This is a genomic window from Pigmentiphaga litoralis (assembly GCF_048632615.1).
Classification (GTDB): Bacteria; Pseudomonadota; Gammaproteobacteria; order Burkholderiales; family Burkholderiaceae_B; genus Pigmentiphaga; species Pigmentiphaga litoralis_B.
In genome coordinates this window covers 4,108,825-4,131,637 of sequence record NZ_CP184479.1, presented here as the reverse complement: position 1 = coordinate 4,131,637, position 22,813 = coordinate 4,108,825, and the positions used below count along the sequence as shown (strand labels likewise).

Annotated in this window: 23 protein-coding genes, 1 tRNA gene and 2 pseudogenes; 16 read left to right on the top strand and 10 right to left on the bottom strand. The window is 64.5% G+C overall.

Features of this window, described 5'->3' with window-relative positions:
- Window positions 1-291 precede the first annotated feature (291 nt).
- From tolA to ACNANG_RS19000, 5 genes and pseudogenes are all read left to right on the top strand, one after another.
- Window positions 292-990, top strand: a pseudogene (tolA, locus tag ACNANG_RS19020) (cell envelope integrity protein TolA); the annotation flags it as partial.
- 104 nt (window positions 991-1,094) lie between these two features.
- Entirely contained in the window at window positions 1,095-2,351 is a 1,257-nt protein-coding gene (gene tolB, locus ACNANG_RS19015; RefSeq protein WP_420227584.1) for a Tol-Pal system beta propeller repeat protein TolB, read from the top strand.
- 164 nt (window positions 2,352-2,515) lie between these two features.
- Complete coding sequence (pal, locus tag ACNANG_RS19010; protein WP_420224322.1) at window positions 2,516-3,055, top strand: peptidoglycan-associated lipoprotein Pal; 540 nt, start codon at window positions 2,516-2,518, stop codon at window positions 3,053-3,055.
- A 12-nt stretch (window positions 3,056-3,067) separates the two neighbouring features.
- Complete coding sequence (ybgF, locus tag ACNANG_RS19005) at window positions 3,068-3,850, top strand: tol-pal system protein YbgF (RefSeq protein WP_420224321.1); 783 nt, start codon at window positions 3,068-3,070, stop codon at window positions 3,848-3,850.
- A gap of 94 nt (window positions 3,851-3,944) precedes the next feature.
- A tRNA-Lys gene (locus ACNANG_RS19000) sits at window positions 3,945-4,020 on the top strand.
- 135 nt (window positions 4,021-4,155) lie between these two features.
- On the opposite strand, the gene ACNANG_RS18995 is transcribed toward ACNANG_RS19000, so the two are convergent.
- From ACNANG_RS18995 to ACNANG_RS18985, 3 genes are all read right to left on the bottom strand, one after another.
- On the bottom strand, window positions 4,156-4,446 hold the full coding sequence (locus ACNANG_RS18995) for a HigA family addiction module antitoxin (RefSeq protein WP_420224320.1): 291 nt from the start codon (window positions 4,444-4,446) through the stop codon (window positions 4,156-4,158).
- Between the two features lie 8 nt (window positions 4,447-4,454).
- Complete coding sequence (locus ACNANG_RS18990; protein WP_420224319.1) at window positions 4,455-4,865, bottom strand: type II toxin-antitoxin system RelE/ParE family toxin; 411 nt, start codon at window positions 4,863-4,865, stop codon at window positions 4,455-4,457.
- A 79-nt stretch (window positions 4,866-4,944) separates the two neighbouring features.
- A complete protein-coding gene (locus ACNANG_RS18985; RefSeq protein ID WP_420224318.1) occupies window positions 4,945-5,175 on the bottom strand; it encodes a hypothetical protein in 231 nt (76 codons plus the stop codon).
- A 452-nt stretch (window positions 5,176-5,627) separates the two neighbouring features.
- Here ACNANG_RS18985 and ACNANG_RS18980 point away from each other — a divergent pair, with 452 nt between their 5' ends.
- Window positions 5,628-6,365, top strand: a complete 738-nt coding sequence (locus tag ACNANG_RS18980) for an ABC transporter substrate-binding protein (protein ID WP_420224317.1) — start codon at window positions 5,628-5,630, stop codon at window positions 6,363-6,365.
- A gap of 36 nt (window positions 6,366-6,401) precedes the next feature.
- On the opposite strand, the gene ACNANG_RS18975 is transcribed toward ACNANG_RS18980, so the two are convergent.
- From ACNANG_RS18975 to ACNANG_RS18965, 3 genes are all read right to left on the bottom strand, one after another.
- Window positions 6,402-7,406 (bottom strand): amidohydrolase family protein, encoded by a 1,005-nt coding sequence (locus tag ACNANG_RS18975; RefSeq protein ID WP_420224316.1) that lies wholly within the window; start codon window positions 7,404-7,406, stop codon window positions 6,402-6,404.
- Entirely contained in the window at window positions 7,403-8,299 is an 897-nt protein-coding gene (locus tag ACNANG_RS18970; protein WP_420224315.1) for an amidohydrolase family protein, read from the bottom strand. Before ACNANG_RS18970 ends, ACNANG_RS18975 begins: the two co-directional genes overlap by 4 nt.
- Before the next feature lie 80 nt (window positions 8,300-8,379).
- Window positions 8,380-9,450, bottom strand: coding sequence for a Bug family tripartite tricarboxylate transporter substrate binding protein (locus ACNANG_RS18965; RefSeq protein ID WP_420224314.1), 1,071 nt, complete (start codon window positions 9,448-9,450; stop codon window positions 8,380-8,382).
- A gap of 274 nt (window positions 9,451-9,724) precedes the next feature.
- Here ACNANG_RS18965 and ACNANG_RS18960 point away from each other — a divergent pair.
- From ACNANG_RS18960 to ACNANG_RS18935, 6 genes and pseudogenes are all read left to right on the top strand, one after another.
- Window positions 9,725-10,743, top strand: a pseudogene (locus tag ACNANG_RS18960) (Bug family tripartite tricarboxylate transporter substrate binding protein).
- A 13-nt stretch (window positions 10,744-10,756) separates the two neighbouring features.
- Window positions 10,757-11,449: a 4-carboxy-4-hydroxy-2-oxoadipate aldolase/oxaloacetate decarboxylase gene (locus ACNANG_RS18955; protein ID WP_420224313.1), complete on the top strand. Its 693-nt coding sequence runs from the start codon at window positions 10,757-10,759 to the stop codon at window positions 11,447-11,449.
- Between the two features lie 47 nt (window positions 11,450-11,496).
- The gene (locus ACNANG_RS18950) at window positions 11,497-12,483 is read left to right on the top strand and encodes a PhnD/SsuA/transferrin family substrate-binding protein (protein WP_420224312.1); all 987 of its coding nucleotides are present in this window, start codon (window positions 11,497-11,499) and stop codon (window positions 12,481-12,483) included.
- A 23-nt stretch (window positions 12,484-12,506) separates the two neighbouring features.
- On the top strand, window positions 12,507-13,361 hold the full coding sequence (locus ACNANG_RS18945) for an amidohydrolase family protein (RefSeq protein ID WP_420224311.1): 855 nt from the start codon (window positions 12,507-12,509) through the stop codon (window positions 13,359-13,361).
- 19 nt (window positions 13,362-13,380) lie between these two features.
- Window positions 13,381-14,274 carry a phosphate ABC transporter substrate-binding protein gene (locus tag ACNANG_RS18940; RefSeq protein WP_420224310.1) on the top strand — a complete coding sequence of 298 codons (894 nt, stop codon included), beginning with the start codon at window positions 13,381-13,383 and terminating at the stop codon, window positions 14,272-14,274.
- A 60-nt stretch (window positions 14,275-14,334) separates the two neighbouring features.
- A complete protein-coding gene (locus ACNANG_RS18935) occupies window positions 14,335-15,294 on the top strand; it encodes a LysR substrate-binding domain-containing protein (protein WP_420224309.1) in 960 nt (319 codons plus the stop codon).
- Here ACNANG_RS18935 and ACNANG_RS18930 read toward each other — a convergent pair.
- Together ACNANG_RS18930 and ACNANG_RS18925 are read right to left on the bottom strand one after the other, a co-directional pair.
- Complete coding sequence (locus ACNANG_RS18930; protein WP_420224308.1) at window positions 15,281-16,273, bottom strand: Bug family tripartite tricarboxylate transporter substrate binding protein; 993 nt, start codon at window positions 16,271-16,273, stop codon at window positions 15,281-15,283. The two genes, ACNANG_RS18935 and ACNANG_RS18930, sit on opposite strands and share 14 nt — an antisense overlap.
- An 88-nt stretch (window positions 16,274-16,361) precedes the next feature.
- Window positions 16,362-17,435, bottom strand: a complete 1,074-nt coding sequence (locus ACNANG_RS18925; RefSeq protein WP_420224307.1) for a mandelate racemase/muconate lactonizing enzyme family protein — start codon at window positions 17,433-17,435, stop codon at window positions 16,362-16,364.
- Window positions 17,436-17,622: 187 nt separating this feature from the next.
- On the opposite strand from ACNANG_RS18925, the gene ACNANG_RS18920 reads away from it, so the two are divergent.
- Entirely contained in the window at window positions 17,623-18,615 is a 993-nt protein-coding gene (locus ACNANG_RS18920) for a LysR substrate-binding domain-containing protein (protein ID WP_420224306.1), read from the top strand.
- Here the strand turns inward: ACNANG_RS18920 and ACNANG_RS18915 are convergent, their stop codons facing one another.
- The gene (locus tag ACNANG_RS18915; RefSeq protein WP_420224305.1) at window positions 18,616-18,933 is read right to left on the bottom strand and encodes a YciI family protein; all 318 of its coding nucleotides are present in this window, start codon (window positions 18,931-18,933) and stop codon (window positions 18,616-18,618) included.
- A 189-nt stretch (window positions 18,934-19,122) separates the two neighbouring features.
- On the opposite strand from ACNANG_RS18915, the gene ACNANG_RS18910 reads away from it, so the two are divergent.
- The gene (locus tag ACNANG_RS18910) at window positions 19,123-19,629 is read left to right on the top strand and encodes a RidA family protein (RefSeq protein WP_420224304.1); all 507 of its coding nucleotides are present in this window, start codon (window positions 19,123-19,125) and stop codon (window positions 19,627-19,629) included.
- A gap of 28 nt (window positions 19,630-19,657) precedes the next feature.
- On the opposite strand, the gene ACNANG_RS18905 is transcribed toward ACNANG_RS18910, so the two are convergent.
- Window positions 19,658-20,620 carry a LysR family transcriptional regulator gene (locus ACNANG_RS18905; RefSeq protein WP_420224303.1) on the bottom strand — a complete coding sequence of 321 codons (963 nt, stop codon included), beginning with the start codon at window positions 20,618-20,620 and terminating at the stop codon, window positions 19,658-19,660.
- Window positions 20,621-20,817: 197 nt separating this feature from the next.
- Here ACNANG_RS18905 and ACNANG_RS18900 point away from each other — a divergent pair, with 197 nt between their 5' ends.
- Together ACNANG_RS18900 and ACNANG_RS18895 are read left to right on the top strand one after the other, a co-directional pair.
- Window positions 20,818-21,777: an ornithine cyclodeaminase family protein gene (locus tag ACNANG_RS18900; RefSeq protein ID WP_420224302.1), complete on the top strand. Its 960-nt coding sequence runs from the start codon at window positions 20,818-20,820 to the stop codon at window positions 21,775-21,777.
- A gap of 30 nt (window positions 21,778-21,807) precedes the next feature.
- The gene (locus ACNANG_RS18895; RefSeq protein ID WP_420224301.1) at window positions 21,808-22,794 is read left to right on the top strand and encodes a Bug family tripartite tricarboxylate transporter substrate binding protein; all 987 of its coding nucleotides are present in this window, start codon (window positions 21,808-21,810) and stop codon (window positions 22,792-22,794) included.
- The last annotated feature ends 19 nt before the right edge of the window (window positions 22,795-22,813 follow it).

The following is a 22,813-nucleotide window of genomic DNA, read 5'->3' as shown; positions in this document are numbered from 1 at the left end:
CATGCACCTGATGCTGGCGCTCGCCTTCATCTTCGGCCTGTCGTGGAATACGACGGCGCCCGGGCCGGTGCAAGCCGAACTGTGGACGGCCCTGCCGCCACCGAACCGGCCCGAGCCCGACCCGACGCCGGACCCCACGCCGGCGCCCACGCCTCCGCCGCGCCCGGCGCCCACGCCCAAGCCGCCGCCTCCCCCGCCGCCACCGCCTGAAACGCGCGTGACGCCGGAAAAGCCCGACATCGCCATCGAGCAGGAAAAAAGCGCCGCGAAGCCGAAAAGAAACGCCAGGCCGACCAGGACGCCGCCGAACAGCGCGAACGCGACCGCAAGGAAGCCGACCGCAAGCTGGCCGAGAAGAAGGCCGCCGACAAGAAAGAAGCCGACCGTCTTCAGGCTGAACAGGCGCGCCGCGACCAGGACAAAAAGGAAGCGGACAAGAAGCTGGCCGACAAGAAGGAAGCCGATCGCCTGGCTGCCGAAAAGGCCCAGAAAGCCATCGCCGACAAGGCGGCAGCCGAGAAGGCCGCGGCGGAAAAGGTCGCGGCCGACAAGAAGGCCGCGGCCGAAAAGCGTGCGTCCGACGAACGCGACCGCAAATTGCGTGAAGCCTTCCGCAGCGACACCGCGCGCGCAGCCGGCCTGGAAGGCGGGCGTGAAGGGGGCCGCGAAGGCGGCAACGCCGATCGCAACCAGGCCGCTGGCGCAAGTGGCAACCCCGGGTATGCCGACCTGATCCGGTCGTGCGTGCGTCCGGGCGTGATCTACGCCGCTACCGGCAGCTCCGCCAACGGGAACCCGACCGCCGTCTTTCGAGTCCAGTTATTACCTTCCGGCGACCAAGCCGGAGCCCCACGCCTGATTCGCAGCTCAGGCGTACCCGCGTTCGACCGCGCCGTCGAGAACGGCATCCGGCGCTGCGATCCGTTCCCGCGCCCGCCTTCCGGCCGGTTCGAGTCCAACATAGAAGTTCAATATCGGATGTTCGACTAATGACCCCTGCACATACCCTCGCCCTCACGCCGCCGCCCAGCGCGGCGCGCCGCCACGGCCTCGGCCTGTCCCTGAAACGCCGTCTGCGGACGGCCGTCCTGTCGATGATGACCGCTGCCATCGGGCTGGCGGCCAGCGCCGCCCATGCCCAACTGACAGTGCAGATCTCGGGCGCCGGCGCCAACCAGTATCCGATCGCCATCGCCGACTTCGAATCGTCCGACCCGCAGGGCAAGGCGATCGCCGACGTGATTCGCGCCGACCTGGGCCGCACCGGCCTTTTCAAGCTGATCGACGCCACCGGCGCCAACCTGTCGGACTCGTCCATGATCGGCTTTGCTGCGTGGAAGACCCGGGGCGCCGACGCGTTGTCGGTTGGCAGCGTGCAGCGTGGAGCCGATGGCCGGTATGACATCCGCTACCGCCTGGTCGACACCGTCAAGCAGGCCCAGATCGACGGCGTCGCGTTCGCCGCCGGCAACAATCCCAACGAAATCCGCCGCACCGCCCACCAGATCGCCGACCGTATCTACGAGAAGCTGACGGGCGACCGTGGCGTGTTCTCGACCCGTATTGCCTACGTCCTCAAGCAAGGTCCGCTGTTCGAACTGCAGATCGCCGACGCCGATGGCCAGAACGCCCAGACCGCCCTGCGTTCGCGCGAGCCGATCATCTCGCCCGCTTGGTCGCCCGACGGTTCGCGCCTTGCGTACGTCAGCTTCGAGTCGCGCAAGCCAGTCGTGTACGTGCACAGCATCCAGACAGGCCAGCGCGTGCCGGTCGCCAACTTCAAAGGCAACAACAGCGCGCCGGCCTGGTCGCCCAACGGCAACCAGCTGGCGGTCGTGCTGACCCGTGACGGCCTGTCGCAGATCTACCTGCTGGGCGCCGACGGCTCGGGCCTGCGCCGCCTGACGCAATCCCCCGGCATCGACACTGAGCCAGTGTTCACACCCGACGGAAGGTCGCTGCTGTTTACCAGCGACCGCGGCGGCGCGCCACAAATCTATCGTTTGAGCATCGACAGCGGTTCTGCCGAGCGCGTGAGCTTCAAAGGCAATTACAATATCTCTCCCCAGTTGTCGCCCGATGGCAAAACCTTGGTGTATGTCACTCGCCGTGCCGGTTACCAGATCGCTTCGCTCGACCTTGCCTCCGGCAACGAAATGCTGCTTACCAACAGCGGCAAAGACGAGTCACCAAGTTTTGCTCCCAACGGAAAAATGATTCTGTATGCAACGTCCCAAGGCGGCCGTGGCGTGCTTGCGGCCGTGTCATCCGACGGCCGCATCACGCAGACGCTCTCGGTACTGAGCGGAGACGTGCGCGAACCCACCTGGGGGCCTTTCCTCACCAACTGATACGACCCACTCTGGCGAAATGTCGCGCCGCCGCATCGTTGTCACGCCTTGCAACGAGCGGCGGCGCGTAGTCCATGTGACACTGCCACGTAACGGGTTGGATTAATCCGGCAATTCGTTTTCTACCCACGCTTTCATCTCTGAAAAAACCCAAGGAATCGATCATGTCTACACGTGCATTGAAGATGTTTATGGTTGCCGGCCTCGCCGCCGTCATCACCGCTTGCTCCAGCCCGGTCAAGCTCGACGAGAGCTCGAACGTGCCGGTTGAAGACCGCACCGCAGGCTCGCAGTCCGGCGCCGATCCACGTGGCGTCGCTCGCGTCGACACCACCCAGGGCGGTCTCGATCCCCTGAACGACCCGAAGGGCGTGCTGGCCCAGCGCTCGGTGTACTTCGACTTCGACAGCTACGCCGTCAGCGACAAGTTCAAGCCGCTGGTCGAAAACCACGCGCGCTTCCTGAACTCGAACCGCAACCGCAAGATCGTCATCGAAGGCAACACCGACGATCTGGGTGGCAGCGAATACAACCTGGCCCTGGGCCAGCGCCGTTCGGAAGCCGTGCGCCGCATGATGGTATTGTTGGGCGTCCGTGACGACCAGGTCGAAGCCGTGTCGTTCGGCAAGGAAAAGCCGAAGGCTTCCGGCAGCGATGAATCGTCGCGCGCCGAAAACCGTCGTGCCGATATCGTTTACCGTTAAGGATCTGCCGCAATGATGTTTCGCGCTTCCCGCAATCAGGTCTTGGCAGCCGTGCTCGGTTTGAGCGCCGCGCTGTCAAGTGTCCCGGCCCACGCCGCGCTGTTCTCCGATGACGACGCGCGCCAGGCCATCATCGACCTGCGCAAGGAAGCGCGCGACCGATCAGACCAGCAGGCCCAGCAGCTTCAGGACGCGCTGTCGCGCCTTGAAAACAACCAGCGCGCGCAACTGCAGCTCGCTGGCCAGATCGAAGCGCAGCAGCAAGAAATCGCCCGCTTGCGCGGGCAGATCGAAATCCTGACGAAGCAGGTTGCCGACACGCAGCAAGCCCAGAAAGACATCTACCTGGACGTCGACACCCGGTTGAAGCGGCTCGAGCCGCAAGCCGCGTCGATCGACGGCCAGCAGGCGATGGTCGACCCGGGCGAAAAGCGGTCGTATGACGCCGCGATCGACATGTTCCGCAGCGGTGCCTACGCCGATGCTATTCCCGCGCTGTCCGCCTTCGTGCGCCAGTACCCGCAAAGCCCGTACACCCCTGCCGCCCAGTTCTATATCGGCAGCAGCCAGTACGCGCTCAAGGACTACAAGGCCGCGATCGCGCAGCAGCAGGCGCTGGTCAAGAACTTCCCGACCAACGTGCGGGCTCCCGATGCGCTGCTCGTGATCGCCGGCAGCCAGGTCGAACTCAACGACCGGCGCGGCGCGCGCGTCACGCTCGAACGCATCGTCAAGGACTACCCCGGTGTGCCCGCGGCGCAGACGGCCAAGGACAGGCTTGAACTCCTGAAGTAACAAGGCGCTGCAAGCGGCTGCTTTGGCGGTTGATTGCAGTAGCGGCGGTTTGGATTTGACAGCCGCCGCGACCTTTGCCATAATCTATGGCTTCGGGTCGTTAGCTCAGCTGGTAGAGCAGCGGACTTTTAATCCGTTTGTCGTGGGTTCGATCCCCGCACGACCCACCAGTATTTCTGATGCAAATCAGGCAAAGAAGCCACCAGCAATGGTGGCTTCTTTGCGTCTGGTGCCTGCAGTCTGGTGCCTTCAGTCCGGTGTCCACATGAACACGCCTGCGCGGAGGGGAACGGGCGGATCCGCCCCTAGGCCGTCAAGACCATGCGCCGGATACCAAGATCCGCACTACGATGCCTGAGCTGCCATAGATCGTAGGCAGCCTGATGACTCAGCCAGCTTTCAGCGCTTTTGCCAAATGCGGCTTCCAGGCGCATGGCCATCTCAGGCGAGATCGCCGCGCGGGCATTGACGATCTCCGACAAGGTCTTGCGCGACACTTTCAGCATCGTGGCGGCCGCCGTAACGGACAGCCCCAGTGCGTCTAGCCACCCTTCCTTCAGCAGTTCGCCAGGGTGCGGCGGATCGTACATGGTCATGGTTCACCTCAATGGTAGTCGACATAATCGACTACATAGACATCGCCTTCCAGCATTCGAAACGTAATGCGCCAGTTGGCCTGGACAGTTACCGCCCAAAAGCCGGCAAGCTGACCGCGCAGTTCGTGCAGACGAAAGCTGGGCACGTCCACATCGTCGATGCGTCGCGCCTCGTTCAGCGCTGCCAGGATCAGTTTCAGCTTGCGAGCGTGGATGGCCTTGATACCGGCGTGGCTGCCTTCATGGAAGAACCTCTCCAATCCTTTGTGAGAGAAGCTCTTGATCATGAGTGCATTGTAACCCTTGGGGTTACAACAATCCAGTCGAATGGTCGGTTGAAAGCTAATAAACCAAAGAAGGTTGCTGCCATGGACGCCGGTCTGCAAAAGGGAAGCAGCGCAGCGCGCTGTCAAGAACATGTTGAAGCTTCCACGCATGCTCACAGACTTATCGACGCACGCCTATACGCAGGCGCCACAGGTCCTGGACAGACTCGTCCTACCGCCGATGCCGATCGATCCACCGCTTCGCCAACGCGCGGCCGCCCTCTTCCGCTTCCGGTTCCCTTCTGAACACGGACACGCCTTTCCCGCCAAACCAGGGGTTGCGGGTCGACACACCGGAATCACCTTCCGTGACCCAGCAGTCGACGGCATAACCAGCCGCGCAGCGATAGACGAGCAAGACGTACGAGTCGCCGCCGTAGTGTTCGACGGGGTGTTGTTTCATGGGACTTCCGGTAAGGGCACGACGACCAAGTTACGGACGGGACGTGCAGGTCACAAGATAGGGATCGCAACGTGGGGCAACACGCAACGCACGGGGGCGAGCAAGGTAACAAGTGACGTCGTGGAGCGATCGATCACGCGAGCGGTTAAGGCGGCGGCAAAGACACCCAGCGTAACGGTCTATTCGATCGTGCGCGATACGTCATAGACGCGAATCACGGACGGCGGCGATGACTAATCGTGAACCTTTCGGACACCTCCCGGTGACGTCTTGCGCCGTAACCCCGCACGCCAACTTTTCGCTACCGACAACGCTGCCCACAACGCCACCCCCAACGTTAACCCGCAAGGCTCTTCGTCCCGACGCCACTCCGCATCGTTCAAAGTGGCCGTCCTCCACCGACACAGGTACAGTGACGCAGACAAACACTTCCCACCGCTCAAGGAGACTCCATGACCGCATCCCCTGATCTCATCCGCGAACTGGCCCCCACGGGCCGTCTGCGCGCCGCGCTCAACTTTGGCAATATCGTCCTCGCGCAGCGCGATGCGCAAGGCCAGCCAGCCGGCGTGACGGTGGACCTGGCACGCGAACTGGCTCGCCGACTGGGTCTGGAAGTCGATTTCCTGTCGTACGAATCGGCGGGCGTGGTGGCCGATCAGGCGCAGGACGGCGTGTGGGATATCGGCTTCATGGCGCGTGATCCCGCACGGGCCACGGGTATCTCCTTCACGGCGCCGTACGTCATCATCGAGGGCAGCTACCTGGTGCCGGCGGACTCGCCGCTTCAGACCATCGCCGACGTCGATGCTGGCGGCGTGCGCGTCGCCGTCAGCAAGGGCGCGGCGTATGACCTGTTCCTGAGCCGGACGCTCAAGCACGCTGAGATCGTGCGCGCCGCCACCTCGGCCGATGCCATCGACCTGTTCGTGGCGGACAAGCTCGAAGCCGTCGCCGGGGTCAAGCAGCCGCTGATCAAGTACGCGGCGGCGCATCCTGGCTGGCGTGTGATCGAAGGTCGCTTCACGGCCATCGAGCAGGCCATGGCCGTGCCCAAGGGCCGTCCGCAGGCGTTTGCGTATGTCCATGCCTTCGTTGAAGAGATGAAGGCGTCGGGCTTTGTTGCCGACGGCCTGACGCGCAGTCAGCAGTTCGACGCCGCCGTCGCGCCGCCCGAAGCCATGGCATAACAGGCATTCGGCGGCAACGCCCCATTACACCTGCCGTCACACCTTCAGGCGGCTGTAAACCTTTCTGGCGTTGCCTTCGAAAATCTTTGCCTTCGCCTCCTCATCGACCCGCGACGCATCGATGTACCGCCGGGTGTCATCGAAGAAAAAGCCTGTCTCGGGATCGATGCTGCGCACGGCGCCCACGGTTTCCGACGCGAACAGAATGTTCTCGGGCGGGATCACGTCCAGCAGCAGATCGATGCCGGGCTGGTGATACACGCAGGTATCGAAGTAGACATTGTTCAGCAGCAGTTCCTTCAAGGGCGGCAAGCCCATGTCCAGCGCCAGGCCACGGTAGCGTCCCCAGTGATACGGGGCCGCGCCGCCGCCGTGCGGAATGATGAACTTCAGCGTCGGAAAGTCCTTGAACAGCCCGGACGTCAGGAACTGCATGAACGCCGTGGTATCCCCGTTGATGTAGTGGGCGCCGGTCGCGTGGAAGTGCGGGTTGCAGGACCCGCTCACGTGGATCATGGCGGGGACATCCAGCTCGACCATCTTTTCGAACAGCGGGTACCACCACCTGTCGAACAATGGCGGATCGGTCCACATGCCGCCCGTCGGGTCCGGATTCAGATTGCAGCCGACAAAGCCGAGTTCGTTCACGCAGCGTTCGAGTTCCGGAATGCAATTGGCCGGCGCGACGCCCGGGCTTTGCGGCAACTGGCAAACGCCGGCAAAGTTCTCGGGGTAGAGCTGGCACACCCGATGGATCAGATCGTTGCACACCGTGGACCAGGCTTCGCTGGTCTTGGCATCGCCCACGTGGTGACCCATGCCGATGGCCCGCGGCGAAAAGAGGGTGAGGTCGGTGCCGCGTTCGCGCTGGATGCGCAACTGCTTGCCTTCGACGCTTTCACGAATCTGGTCGTCCGAAATCACGGGCGCCGGAAACAGGCAGCCGCTGCCGCCGCATTCGCAGGCCGATACCTGCAGGCGCCGGTACGCATTCAGTTCCTCGGGCGCGGTCGTATAGTGCCCATGGCAATCGATGATCATGCAATCTCCTTGTTGTCGTCTCTGGCAACCGGCTCACGGCCGGACTGCAGTGCGGGGTACAGCGTTTCTGCGGTCTTGCGGAACACCCAGTCCTGGTCGTTGGCCGATGCCCAGGCCAGGGCCGCTTGCGTGTCCCGCAGCAGATCCTTGAGCGAACCCGGACTGGCCGGAAAGTTGGATCCCCAGGCAATGCGCGGCGCGCCAAATTCGGCGAACACCTGCTTGAAGAATGACTCGGGCGTGGCCTTGCCTTCGCGGGCGCGCTTCAGGATCACGGGTGTCAGCTTCAGATAAATGTTCGGATAAGCGGACAGGGCATACAGCGCCTCGGCCTCGTGATACGGCGGACCGTCGTCGAGCGGAAGGTTCAGCAGGTGATCGATGATGATCGGCAGGTCCGGATAGCGATCCAGCAGGACCTTCAGCTGCGGCAGGCCCGCGGTGCGCATCTGCACGCAGACCGGCAGCATCAGGGCGGCCGCGCAGTCCCACGCCGGAAAGCTGGCGGGGTCGCCCAGCCCGGGCGCCTGGCCGCTGATGGTGCTGCCAGCCGTGAACAGACGCAGACCCGTCAGCTTGCGGCCTACCCAATGGCGGATACGATCGGGCGCATCGGCGGCCATGACGTCGACCGAAAACACGCCTGTGAACCGGTCCGGATGCGCCGCCACGGCATCGGCCACGTACGCGTTGTCGAACCCATAGCAGGTCGAGGATTGCACGATCGCGGCCTTGGCCACGCCCGCGTCATCCATGGCGGCCAGCAATTGGTCGATCGTGGTCGGACGTTCCTGCGACCAGGCGGACGGCTTGCCGTGCAGCGGCGCGCGCGGATACGTGGCCGTGTCGGGGCTGATGAGGTGCGGGTGGATATCGATAACGGGGCGAGTCATGAAAACGGCTCTTGAAAAGTGGGACAGGACCGAGCAGGCGCGGCATGCAAGGTCCGGAGGATGGTGTCGTCAGGCGAATGTCATTGCAGCGGGATCTCGGCCTGCACGATCACCTTTTTCCACTTGGCGGCGTCGTCGTTCATCCGGGCGGTCATCTGCTCGGGTGTACTGGCGCTGGCCACATAACCCATGCCCTGCAAAGAGGCCTGCACCTCGGGGGATGCGACAGCGGCCTGCACGATGGCTGCCAATTTCTGCACGACGGCTGTCGGTGTCGCGGCCGGTACGCTAAACCCGGCCCACGATGACGCGTCGAAGCCCGGCACACCGGCTTCGGCCACGGTCGGCACATCGGGCAGGCCCGGAAAACGCCGGATGGCGGTCACGGCCACCGCGCGGATGGCGTTCGACGACAACTGACCCAGGATTGGCGACAGCACTTCAAAGGCCACCTGCACGTCGTTCGCGCGCACCGCGCTGATCATTTCGCCGGTCGTCTTGTACGGCACGCTGATGGCGTCGATGCCGGCCATCGACTTGAACATCTCGGCCGCGAGGTGCTGCGTGCTGCCGATGCGCGACGTGCCGATATTGAGCTTGCCGGGATTCGCCTTGGCAAAAGCAATGACGTCGGCCACTGACCGGAAGCGCGATTGACCGTCGACGATCAGGCCCAGGTCGAAGGACGCGATCGACGACACGTGGCGAAAGTCCCGCGCCAGGTTGTAGGGCAGGTTCTGGAACAGCACCGAACTGATCGCCGTGCCGTTGCCGGTCAGCAGAACGGTGTAGCCGTCGGGCCTGGACTTGGCGACGATGACGGCTGCGGCGGCGGCGCCTGCGCCAGGGCGGTTTTCGACGACCACCGATTGCCCGGTGGTCGCGGACATGGCCTGGGCCACGCGGCGGGTTACCAGGTCTCCGGCCCCACCCGGCCCGAACGCCACGACCACGGTGATCGGCTTGCTCGGGTAGTCCTGGGCCTGACCCTGCGGCTGAGCCAGGACGCCAGTCCCCATGACCGCGCACGCCGCCATGGCAAGGCCCCCGCGCCAAAGCATGGCCCGGCCCAGGCCGAGGCCTTTACCCATCCCCAGGCCCATACCCAGCTCCAGGCGGTGCGCCGCGCCGGGTTTCTTGATCTTCCCCATCGTGTCTCCTTTCTTGTCGTCGCCGACCGCCGGCCCCCGTTCCGTCGCAACCCCTGAACGGTGCCGTATCGACGCCTGTGCATTCTGCCTTCGCAACCGCGGCGGGACCCATTGAGTATTCCTTCCGAGCCGTTGAAGGAACACTCAACCCCCGGCGCTGCACGGCCGTTTCAGGCACCCACTTAACGATTCACTCAACCGCGCGGAAGCAATACTCAATTGATCGACGCAGCAGGCCACGGGCAACATCCATTCCGACAACACGCCGACGTCCATGAACGCTGGCACAAGGAGACATGCCGTGAAACTGATGCGCTTCCGGATTCGCCGGACCCTTCTCGTCCTTGCCACCGCCGCCCTGGCGACGGCGCCCACCCTGCCCGTCGCGGCGCAGGGCAACTATCCCGACAAACCCATCCGGATGTCGCTGCCTTATGGCGCGGGCGGCATCGGTGACCTGACCGCGCGGGTCGTCACGCAAAAGGTCAGCGAAATCCTGGGGCAGCCCATCGTGATCGAAAACCGCCCCGGTGCGGGGGCGTGCCTTCCTTCCAGGCCGGCATGCAGGCGCCGGCCGACGGCTATACGCTGGTGACCGGGGGCAATGGCACGGCGATCACGCAGACGCTGATCAAGGACCTGCCCTACAGCATCATCAATGACTTCACGCAGGTCGCCACCATGTCCAAGTTCGCCTTGGTTGTGGTGGTGCGGGCCGACTCGCCCTACAAGTCCCTGGGCGAACTGGTCGCCTATGGCAAGGCCAATCCCGGCAAGCTGAGCCTGGGCACCGCGAACATGGGATCGTCGCAGCACCTGGGCGCCGAGCTGTTCAAGTCGGTGGCCGGCATCGATGCCCAAGTGATTCCCTACAAGATGAGCCCCGCCCTGCTCACAGGCATCCGGTCGGGCGACATCGACGCCGCATTCGAATTCGTCCCGCCCATGCTGGCCTCGATCAAGGGCGGCACCGTGCGCGCCCTGGCGATTGCCGACGACAAGCGCAGCCCGGCCCTTGCGGATGTGCCGACCTCCAAAGAAAGCGGACTGGATGGCTACGTCGTGACGTCCTGGAACGGCGTGTCCGCCCGGGCTGGCACGCCGCCCGAGATCGTTGAGAAGCTCAACAAGGCGTTCGTCGCGGCGGTGAATTCGCCGGAAGTCGCACAGAAGCTGCGCGAGATGAATTCCGAACCGTATGCGCTGACGGCCGCCCAGGCCCGCGAACTGATGGTCTCCGATGTCGCCAAGTGGAAGACCGTCATCCAGCGCGCCAACCTTCCGATCAACTGAACAAGGCCTTTTCATGAGAACAGTCGCCGTACGAAACATCCCGCGCGGTCCGCAAGACGCCATCCAGGCGCTTGGCGTGGCGGGTGTCGCCACCGTGCACGAAGCCATGGGCCGGTCGGGCCTCATGGCGCCCTATCTGCGGCCTATCTATGCCGGCGCCAGCATTGCCGGATCGGCGGTCACGGTGCTGGTCGCACCCGGCGACAACTGGATGCTGCACGTGGCGATCGAGCTGTGCCAGCCCGGCGACGTGCTGGTGGTGGGCGTGATGTGCGAGAACACCGACGGCATGATCGGCGACCTCATTTCCACGGCGTTGCAGGCGCGTGGCGTGCGGGGCGTGGTGATCGACGCCGGCTGCCGCGACGTCAGGACATTGACCGAGATGGGCTTTCCGGTCTGGTCGCGCGCCATATCGGCACGCGGCACCGTCAAGACGGTCGTTGGCAACGTCAACCTTCCGGTCGTCTGCGCGGGTGCGCTGGTCCATCCGGGCGACGCGGTGATCGCGGATGACGATGGTGTCGTGGTGGTGCCCCGGCTCGACATCGAACGCATCGCCGCACTGGCTCGGCAGCGCACCGACAAAGAAGACCGGTCACGCCCGCGGTATGCGGCGGGCGAACTGTCGCTGGACGTGGCGGGCATGCGTGCAGGCCTTGAAGCCGCGGGCCTGGTCTACGTCGATAGCGCCGACGACCTGTGATCACTGGCTGCGGCCTCCCATTCCTTTCTGCTCAAGACACCGACTCCATGACCTCCCCTCAAGCTCTGCCACTGAAAATCGCCATCGCCACCTACGGTCACACCGCCGCGCTCAAGCAAGGCAAGGTCGCGATCGAAGGCGTCCAACCCGACTTCGTCGACATCAAACCCATCATCGCCGCCTTTCGCCGCATGGTGCGCGACGTCGAATTCGACGTATGCGAAATGGCGCCTGTCACCTACATGATCGCCCGCGAGGCAGGCGCCAAGTTCAAGGCGCTGCCTGTCTTCATCTTTCGCCGCTTCCATCATGCGGGCCTGGTCTATCGCGATGATGCAGGCATCAAGGAACCACGCGACCTCGAAGGCAAGCGCGCGGGTGTCCGCGCCTATTCCGTCACGACCGGCCTGTGGACCCGAGGCATCCTGATGAACGAGTACGGCGTCGACAACGACAAGATCACCTGGGTGGTCGACGATGAAGAACACGTGTCGTCCCTGGTGCTGCCCGGCAACGTCGAACAGGCGGCCGATGGTCAGTCCCTGGTCGACCTCATGGCCAGCGGCTACCTGTCGGCGGCCTTTACCGACAACGCCGGCATCGGCCGCGCAGGCGCACCCGCCGACGGCTGGCAAGCCGGTGGCCGCATCAAGCCGCCCGAATACCACGAGATGTTCCCGGATGCGGCCAGGCTGGAAGCCGAGTGGTACGCCAAGACCGGCATCTATCCGGTGCACGGACTGATCGTCGTCAAAGACGAACTGCTCGCCACCTACCCGTGGCTGGCCAAGTCCCTGTACGACGCTTTCCTCGAATCCAAAGAGATCTATCTGAAGCAGCTGGACGCGGGCGAATCGGTGTCGGACAAGGACACCCATTACCGCGCCATGGCCGAGATCGTGGGCGATCCCCTGCCCTACGGCATCAAGGCCAACCGGGCTTCCATCGAAGCCATGATGCAGTACTGCTTCCAGCAAGGCCTTCTGAAGAAACAACACACGGTCGACGATCTGTTCGTTGACGTCGGCAACTGATCGGCCACTCGAGGACACACACCATGGCAACCCGCCTGATCGATATCCATCCCCACATCATCTCCCCCGACGAACAGACCTATCCGCCGGACCCCCTGGGCGGCGAACGCTCGGGCTGGTCCGCCAAGCGTCCGGCCACCTTCGAACAGTTCATTGCCGAGATGGACAAGGCCGGCGTCGACAAGGCGGCGATCGTGCATTCCTCCACCACCTACGGCTTCGACAATTCCTACGTGGCCGACTCGGTTGCCACCGACCCCAGCCGCTTCGCAGGCGTCTATTCAATCGATCTGCTGGCTTCCGATGCGGCGGACAGGATCCGCTACTGGAAGGAACGAGGCCTGTCAGGCCTGCGGATCTTCACGACCGGCAGCACCATGCCTGGCCAGGCGCCCACGCTGGAATCGCCCGACCTGCATGGCGCGTGGAGCCTGGCAGGCGACATGGGCCTGTCGGTCTGCGTGCAGATGACCAAAGCCGCGATCCCGGCGCTGGAAAAACTGCTGACAGCCTTTCCCAAGACCAACGTGATCATCGATCACATGATGAAGCCGCCGATCGCCGATGGCGCGCCCTACCCCGGCGCTCAGTTCGTGTTCGACCTGGCGCGCTACGACAACGTGCACCTGAAGCTGAGCAGCCGCAACACGGAAGAGGCGCAGGCCGGCAAGGCCACCCCGGAAACCTTCTTTGGCAAAGTCGTCGCCACATTCGGCGCCGACCGCATTGCCTGGGGATCCAACTTCCCGGCCAGCGAAGGCAGCCTGCTGGACATCGTCAACGACCTGAAGCGCTGCATCGACTTCCTGCCCGCCGCGGACCAGCACTGGATCATGGCCGGCACCGCGCAAAAGCTGTATCCGCAACTGGCGGATTGACCTCATTCAAGGAAGAACCATGTCCGCCGATACCCGCGTCCTGACCCTCAGGACCAACCTTGCCGACTCGCCCGTGGTCGCGGCAATGAAAGACGGCCGCGTCAGCTCCGGCCAGGTGCAGCTCGATTTCCGCGGTCCCAAGACCGCGCACGACGGCTTCAAGCCGATGATCCGCAACAACGACTTCGACGCCGGCGAACTGGCCATCGTCACCTACTTGCAGGCCAAGGCCTTTGGCAAACCGTTCGTCATGTTGCCGGCGCCCGTAGTGGGCCGCTTCCAGCACCACTGCATCGGCTTCAACAAGGAGTTCGGCCACCTGAATCCCAAAGACATCGAAGGCAGAAAGGTAGGCGTGCGCAGCTACGCCCAGACCACCGGCCTGTGGGTGCGCGGCATTCTTCAGCACGAGCACGGTGTCGACCTGGACAAGGTGACCTGGATGACGATAGACGAATCGCATCTGGCTGAATACCAGGACCCACCCAACTGCCAGCGCCTGCCCAAGGGATCCTCCATCCCGCAGATGATGCTGGACGGCGAACTGGCCGCGGCCATCCTGGGCAACGACATGCCCAAGGACCCCCGCGTGCAGACCCTGATCCCCGAGCCGGTCGCCGCAGCCCGGGCCTGGTATGAACGCGAACATGTTGTGCCCATCAACCATGTATTCGTGGTGCATCAGGATGTCTCGCGCAAGCATCCGGATGCCGTGCGCGAGATCTACCGCATGATCAAGGAAAGCCGCGCCCTCGCGCCGGAGTCGGCCCTGGCGACACTGCCGCCCCTGGGTCTGGAGGCCAACCGCAAGGGCCTGGAAATGGCGATTGCCTGGTCATACGAACAAAAGATCATTCCCCGCATGTTCTCGGTGGATGAACTGTTCGACGACGTGACCGGGTCGCTGGACTGAACCCCGTCGAGTAGAATTCCCCGGGGCTTCCAGCCCTGCACTCATCCCCGGGGAACTTGCATGGCGCAAATCGACTGGTACATGCAGCTCAATCTGAAAGCGCGCCATCTACGGCTGATCACCGCGCTCTACGACCACGGCAATCTGAAGCAGGTCGCCGAGATCTCGCACGTGACCGTCCCCGCGGTATCCAAGGCACTGGCGGAACTGGAAAAAGGCCTTGGGCTGGAACTGTTCAGCCGCACGGCGCAGGGCCTGCGGCCCACCGTCTATGGCGAATGCCTGGTGCGTCATGCACGCACCCTGATGACCGAAATCCACCAGGCCCGAGACGAACTCAAATCGCTCAGCTCGGGCGCCGAAGGCAAGGTCCACGTCGGCGCCTTCCCGGCCGCCACGTCCGTGCTGCTGCCGCAAGCCATCGCGCTACTCAAGCAGCGCTCTCCCCGCACCAACGTCCTGGTAACCGAAGGCATCGCGCAGACTTTGCTGCCCGAATTGTGGCAGGGCCGCGTGGACATCGTGGTGGGCCGCCTGCCCGTGCGCAACGCCACCGACGGTTTCGACGAAAAGGAATTGCTCGACGAACCCGTCAGCCTGATGATCCGCAACCAGCATCCTTTGGCACGCAAGAAGCGGCTGAAGTGGTCCGACCTGCAGCCCTATCCATGGGTCTTGCCGCCCACCGGAACGATCCTGCGGGCGCCGCTGGAGCGCACGCTGGAACAGCATGGCGTGGCGCTGACGAACAACTACGTCGAAACGCTTTCCACCAGCCTGGCGCGGGCGTATCTGCTGGTGACCGACGCCATTGCCGTGATGGCGGGCGCAGTTGCGCATGACACGTCGCAGCCCCTGAAGATCCTTCCGCTGACCTTCCCGCACGTGATGCGTCCCCGCGGGGTGTTGTGGAACAAGAACCGAGGACTGACGCCCGGCGCGGAACTGATGGTGCAGTGCCTGGAAGAAGCGGCCGCGGCGATGAAGCTGCGGCCGGAGTTCGGCCTCAATCCACCGTAATATTCCGCGCCTTGATCAGCCCCGCCCAGCGCACCTGTTCCTCGGCGATCAGCTTCCGCATCTCCTGCGGCGTATCCAGTGACGGTACCGAGCCGATGTCCTGCAGGCTCTTGACCACATCCGGTTCGCTCAGCACCCGCGCCAGCGCGGCGTGGACGCGTTCGACCGCCGGGGCGGGCATGCCCGCCGGTCCAAGAACGCCGAACCAGCTCACACCGTCGACGCCCCGGCAGCCCTGTTCGGCGATGGTCGGGATGTCGGGCGCGGCGGGGCTGCGGGTGTCGCCAACCATGCCCAGGGCCTTGACGCTGCCGGCCTTCAACAGCGGCAGCGCGGCAGGCAGGTCCACGAACACGCCGGCGATCTGGCCGCCCATGACGTCCGCCAATGCCGGGGCGACGCCTTTGTAGGGCACGTGCACCAGATTCGCGCGGGTCGATTCCTTCAGCAATTCCAGGTACAGGTGCGTGATATTGCCGGTGCCGGCCGACCCGATCGCCACCGGCGTGGACGACTTGGCGGCGTACGCAACGAATTCTTGAATCGTGTTGGCCGGGACCTGTTTGTTGACCAACAGCGCACTGCCGTTGGCCACCACGCGTGCAATGGGGGTCAGGTCACGCAAGGGGTCGTAGCTCAGGTCCTTGTACAGCGCCGGGCTGATGGTGAGCATGCCCGAGGTGGCGAACAGCAGGACGCTGCCATCCGGCGGGGCCTTGGATACGGCCTGCACACCAATCACGCCATTCGCGCCCGGGCGGCTGTCGACCACAACCACCGTGTTGAGTTGCGGGCCCAGGCGGTCCGCGATCTTGCGTGCGATGACATCGGCCGGCCCGCCTGCGGCGAACGGAACGACGAGGCGCACGGTGCGGCTCGCGGGTTGGGCCATCGCGGTCCCGGCCACGCTCGCAATCAAGGAGCCTGCCATGACCCAGGATGCAATGCCGGTGGTGATGCTGCGAAGACGAAGGCGCATGATCAATCCTGATAGAGGCGAACCGAAGCGGCCAAACCAAGGGGGCGTGACACGCCAGAGCCGGTCAAGCCGGGTCACAAGCGAAGGCTTATTGCGTTGCCCGGCGATGCACACCCACCCCCGGTCCGTCCGGCACGCTCAGGTAGCCGTCCTGCACCGTCAACCCTTCGAAAGGATCGTTGAGCAGTTTCTGGAATTCGGCAAGCTCGCACGCGTAGGTCAGGTTGGGCAAGGTCACGGCAAGATGCAGCGCATGGGCGGCCAGCAACTGGCTGCCTACATTGGCACCCATGCGGCATCCCAGATGCGCCACTTCGCAGATGCGCGCGGCGGTCTGCACGGCGCGCAGGCCGCCCATCTTGGGCACCTTCAGGCTGACGGCATCGATCGCGCCCGTGGCGGCAAGCCGGTACGTGGACTCGGCGGAATAGGCGCTTTCGTCGGCTTCGATCGCGATGCTGGACAGCTGCGTGACATGGCGCAGCCCTTCCAGGTCGTCGGTGCGCACGGGCTGCTCGATGATGTCCACGTCGTAATCCACCGCGCGCTGGGCAAACGCAATGGCATCCTTGGCCCGGTACGATTGGTTGGGATCCGCAACCAATCGCACCTCGTCGCCCACCTGCTTGCGCACCGCTGCCAGCCGGGCAAGGTCGTCGCGCACCTCGCCTCCCACCTTTAGCTTCAGATGGCGATACCCCTGGTCGACCAGGCGCTGCGCGCGCTCGGCCATCTCGTGGGGCGCCTTCAGGCCCAGCATGCGGCAGATCGCAATGCGGTCCACCACCTTGCCCCCCAGCAAGTCATACAAAGGCACTTCAAGCAGCCGCGCCTTCAGGTCGTGCAGCGCACAGTCGATCGCGGCCTTGGCCGGATGGTTGCCGACGAGCGCGCCCTGCATGTAATGCAAATTGGCTTCCAGCGCCATCACGTCCCGGCCAACCAGTCCGGCGCAAATCCGCTGCAGCGCGCCTTCGACACCCAGGGCCGTTGCCGCCAGATGGGGAAATGCCGCGCCATATCCGATGCCGCGCGTTCCGTCTTCGGCAATGATCGTCAGGATGCAGGCGTCATTGGTGGGGTAGGCCTGGCCCGCGAATTTCCAGTTGGGATCTTCGTCGGGCAGGCTGATATGTTCGATCTCGTAGGCAAGGATCCGCACGCGAAGTCTCCGGCGCAAGAATTGGCAGTTCGTCAGGCCGACTCTAGCAGCGCCTTTTTGCCCGCTGCATTCGCTTTTGGTGCGGCGCGACAACCAAACGGTTATGGCTCCCGGCAAAGCATGGCAACGCCGGCGTTCTTCGTTAAGATCCCGGAATCGTCCGCCCATGCTCCGGCAAGGATTTCCCATGTCCGCCGATCGTTCGATCGAACGTATCCTGACCACCCAGATCAAGCTGCGCCAATTGATGCTGCTGAAAGCGGTCGCCGATTGCGGCACGGTGTCGCGGGCGGCAGAGGCCCTGCACATGTCGCAGCCGGCGGTCTCGAAAACGATTCACGAGCTGGAAGCCCTGCTCGAAGAACCTTTGTTCGAACGGACCTCCAAGGGTGTCACACCCACGGTGTTTGGCCGACATGTCATCCGCTACGCCCGGTCGGTGCATGCCGAACTGCGGCGTGCGGCGGATGAGCTGACCGCCTTGCGTCACGGCGGAGGCGGCAAGCTGACGATAGGCAGCTATATGGTTGCCCTGCCGCAGCTGTTGCCCCGGGCGCTGTCCATCTTCTTTGATCGCGACACCACCGCGCGCATTACGGTCGTGGATGGCAACAAGGAAAAATTGATGGCCGGGCTGGTGGCGGGCGACATCGACATCGTGGTCGGGCGGATGACAGACCTGAGCGACATGGAATGGATCACGCAAGTACCGCTGTACTTCGAACCCATCGTGCTGGTCGCCGGCAGCCAGAATCCGTTGTCGAAACGCGCGCCGCTGGCGGCCGCCGACCTGCTGGACCAGGAGTGGATCATGCCGCACGCAACCAGTGTGGTGCGCACGCCGATCAACCTGTTCCTGATGCGCGAAGGGCTGCCCAGGCCTCACCGGATCATCGAGACGGTGTCCGTGCCACTGATCCGCAGCCTGCTGGCGCAGCGGCCGGCGGTGGCGGCGCTGCCGTGGCAAGTGGTCCAGGCGGACATTCAGCAAGGCCTGCTGACCCAGCTGCCGATCGACATCGGCTACCCCGCCTTGCCGGTGGGCATCAGCACCAACGACACCTTCAAGCTGTCGGACGCGGCCATTTCGATGATCGCCTGCCTGCGCGAAGCCGCCGCCGAGCTGTATCACGCGGCGCCGGGCGCGGCGCGGGTACAGGCGCCGGCCGCGCCGTCGTGATCAGTTGCCTTCGGCCGACGCCGGCGCCGCGTCCGGATTCCACTGGCCACGGCGCATGCGGGAGATGGACACACGCTTGAACAGACCGGCCCTGCGGAAAGGCTCATTCACTGAAAAAGCCTCGGCATCGGCCAGGCTGGGCACGTTGAGAATCAGCACACTGCCGGTGCGCTTGACCCCGTCTTCCGCAAGCAGGGCCCCGCCCAGCACCAGCACGGATTCGAAGCGGTCGAGGTAGGCAAGATGATCGGGTTTGACCTGCTGGCGGATCTCGGCGGCGCCATCGTCGCGGTCTTCCTGATAGATGATGTAGAGCATGGGGCCTTCCTGGTCAGGGCAGGCGCCCATCATAGAAGCGGGTACGGCCCCCGCCCATTCCACTTGGCACGCCCGCTACAACCGGCCGGTTATGGCTTGCCCGCACACCGTCAGCACCGGGTCACGAAACGGGCGCATGCTGTTCCTGTTTCCCGTCCGCTTCACGATTCCATCTTCTGGAGCTTTACCATGACCAACCATCCTGTACCGCCACCCATCGACGCCGACGAATTGCCCGAAGCGCGCCTGCGCCGCCTGGGCATCGACCTGCCCACCCCGGCACGCCCCCGCGCCGCCCGCATCCAGATGGCGCGCTGTGTTGGCAACCAGTTGTGGGTGTCCGGCCAGTTGCCCAGCTGGAATGGCGAGCTGCGTTACGTGGGCCGCGTGGGGAGCCGCTTCACGCTGTCCGAAGCGCAGGACGCGGCCCGATTGAGCGCGCTCAATGTCCTGGCGCAGGCCCGCGCATTGTTGCCCAATGGGCTCGATGACGTCGTGTCGGTGATCAACCTGCGCGGCTTCGTGGCGGTGGAGCCCGATTTCACCCAGGTTGCCGATGCCGTCAATGGAGCGTCGGATCTGATGATGGCCGTGTTCGGCGAAGCCGGCGCGCATACCCGCACGGCGGTCGGCGTAGCCAGCATGCCTTACGGCGTGGCGGTGGAAATCGAGGCGTTGTTCGAAGTGCGGGGCTGACGTGTCTGCCCCGCTGACACGCACGCGGCTAAGCCCCGCGGCTGCGCGCGCGTCTGCCATCGCCCGCGCCAGGCAATACGACAGCGCCCCTGGCAGTCTGATGGATCTCTGCCAGACGCGCCGTCAGGATTTCCTGGAACCGGGTCAGCGCGAGGCTGACTGGGCGGTCCACCCGCCGCACGAGGAATCGGGACACCGACAGGCCGTCAACCGGCCCGCCAACAAACGCGCCGCGCTCGATGCCGCGCACCACGGCGGAATAAGGTGAAAGATGGCTGCCCACCCCGCGCCGCACCAGGTCCTTGATCAGGTGCAGCGCCTCTGCTTCCACCACGACCTTGAGCGCCAACTTTTGACGCGCGGCCTGATCGTCCAGCATCTGGCGTAGCGTGTTGGTGCGGCTGGGCTGGATCAGGTCGCGGCTGGCCACGTCTGTCAGCCGGTAGCGCTTCTTGCGTTGCGGCTTGCCACTGGCCGCAGGAGGCTCCATCAGCCAGATCTGCTCGTCGTACAGGTGGGTGGTCATCAGCAGGGGATTGGTGTCGTGCCCGGTAATAAAGGCCAGGTCAAGGCGATCGCCCAGCAGAGCATCGCGCATGGCGTGGCTATAGCCCTCTTGCAGGCTCAGTTCAACGTTGGGATGCCGCGCGCGAAAGGTGCCGATGACATCCCCCAGCAGCAGGTCGCCCATCGACGGCGGAAACCCGATACGCAGGGATCCGGAGACGACCGCGCTGGACGCGATCACATCGGCGCGCGTCTGTTCCAGCAACCGGAAGATCGCCTGCGCGCCCATGCGCAACTGGCGGCCGGCTTCGGTCGGCTCGGCGCCACGGCTGTGGCGGTACAGCAACTGCACACCCAGCTCGTCCTCCAGCAGATGCATCTGGCGGGTGATCGCGGGCTGCGCGATGTGAAGCGCCGCGGCCGCCTTGGTAAAGCTGCGCAGGTCCACCACCTGCACGAAATAGCGGAGCTGCACGAGATCCACGATAACCGTTCCTTCATGACGACGGGGCAGGATGGCCCCCGCTGATGCCACTGGGCGCGTCAGGATGTCTCTGCCACCCCATCACACAATGTTATCGCTTCCATCAAAACACGGTATTTCCTGAATGATGGGCCGCGACACTACAGTCGCACAGCGGCAGACAACGACGCCGCGCATCCTACCCTAACAAGAAACCCATGGCCCGATACCTGACTGAAAACGATGTCGCACACCTGCTCACCATGCCGATGGCGCTCGATGCCGTGGAATCGGTCATGGCGGAGATGGCGGATGGCGCCGCGCAGAATGTTCCGCGCGAACGGCTGCGCACGCCCTCCACCACGCAGCACCTGCTGCAGGGCTTGGTGCCCAGCGAACAGGCCGTGGGCTACAAGGTCTATACCATCAGCCAGGGCGTCGCGCGTTTCCTGCTGTATGTCTATGACACGACCGACGGCCATCTTGCCGGCATCCTGCAGGCGCAGACCCTGGGCATGACACGCACCGGCGCGGCCAGCGGCGTTGCGACCCGGCACCTGGCCCGCCCTGATGCCGCCGTACTGGGCGTGTTCGGCAGCGGCCGGCAGGCAGTCGGCCAGATCGAGGCGGTCTGCCATGTGCGGCCGATCCGCGAGGTCAAGGTGCATGCGCGCGATCCGCAGAAACTGGCGGTGTTTTGCGAGGCCATGTCGCGCCGGGTCGGCATCCGTGTCCGGCCGGCGGAATGCGCCGAAGACACGGTACGCGGCAGCGACATCGTCACCACCATCACGACCTCGGACCTGCCGGTTTTTGACGGCAACTGGCTTGCCCCCGGCACGCACGTCAATGCGGCCGGCGCCAACCTGCTCAGCAAACGCGAAATCGACGAGACGACCTTGCAACGCTGCAACGCGATCGTCGTCGACAGCCGCGCCGTTGCGCACAAGGAATGCGGCGACCTGCTGCCCCTGCTCGAAAAAGGCCGGCTGAGCTGGAGCGACATCCACGAGCTTGGCGAAGTGATCACCGGCCGCCGGCCCGGGCGGCGCGGCGCCGACGACATTACCTGCTTCGAATCCCTGGGCCTGGCCATCCAGGACATCATCGTGGGCGCAAGGCTGCTGCCCCTCGCCCATGCACGGGGATTGGGGTTCGATTTACCAGTGGGAATCTAGACATTCCCGCGGACACATCAGGAGACATGCATGCCCTTACTCCGCCTGCCTGGCGCGCTTACCCTCATTCTCGGAACTTGCCTCGGCTTTGCGCTGCCCCTGGCTGCGCACGCCCAGGACTACCCCAACCGGCCGATCCGGCTGGTGGTGCCCTTTCCCGCGGGCGGCCCCACCGACGCCTATGCGCGGCTGATCGGACAGAAGCTGAGCGAGACGTGGAAGCAGACGGTTGTGGTCGACAACAAGCCGGGCGCTACCGGCTTGATCGGCAGCAACATCGTCAAGGAAGCCGCACCCGACGGCTACACCCTGCTGTTCACATCGAACAGTGCACAAGTGATTGGTCCATTGCTGCACAAGCCGGCGTCCTTCGATTCGGTCGCGGACTTCACGCCCGTCACGATGGTGATCCGCTATCCCATGTATTTCCTGGTGGCCAGCGCCCTGCCTGCCAAGAGCCCGAGGGAGTTCGTGGCACTCGCCAAACACCGTCCCGGCAAACTCAATTACTCGAGCGTCGGCCTCGGCAGCGGCGGCCATCTGGCCTGCGAACTGATCAACATCGCCGCCGGCATCGACACCGTGCACGTGCCCTACAAGGGCGCCGCACCGGCACAGGCCGCGCTGGCCGCCGGCGAGGTCGACTTCATGTGCGATTCGGTGGGCTTTTCCCAGCCTATGGTGCAAGCAGGCAGGATGCGCGGCCTGGCCGTCACAGCCGCCCGCCGGTCACCGGCCGTACCTGACGTGCCGACCGCTGCCGAAGAAGGCGTGCCAGGGGTCGAAGCGTATATCTGGACGGGCGTATTTGGTCCGAAAGGCATGTCCGACGCCATTCGCGACAAGCTGCAGGCCGAAGTGGCCCGCATCATGGCCCTGCCGGAATTCAAGGCGCGCGCGGACAAGGACGGGTCGGAAGTCATTGCCGGCAGTCCGGCCAGCTTGGTGCAGGACATGACGACGGAAAAGGCCACCTGGTCCCGCGTGATCGCCGACAAGAACATCAAGGCGCAATGAGCCGCAGCCACCCAAGGAA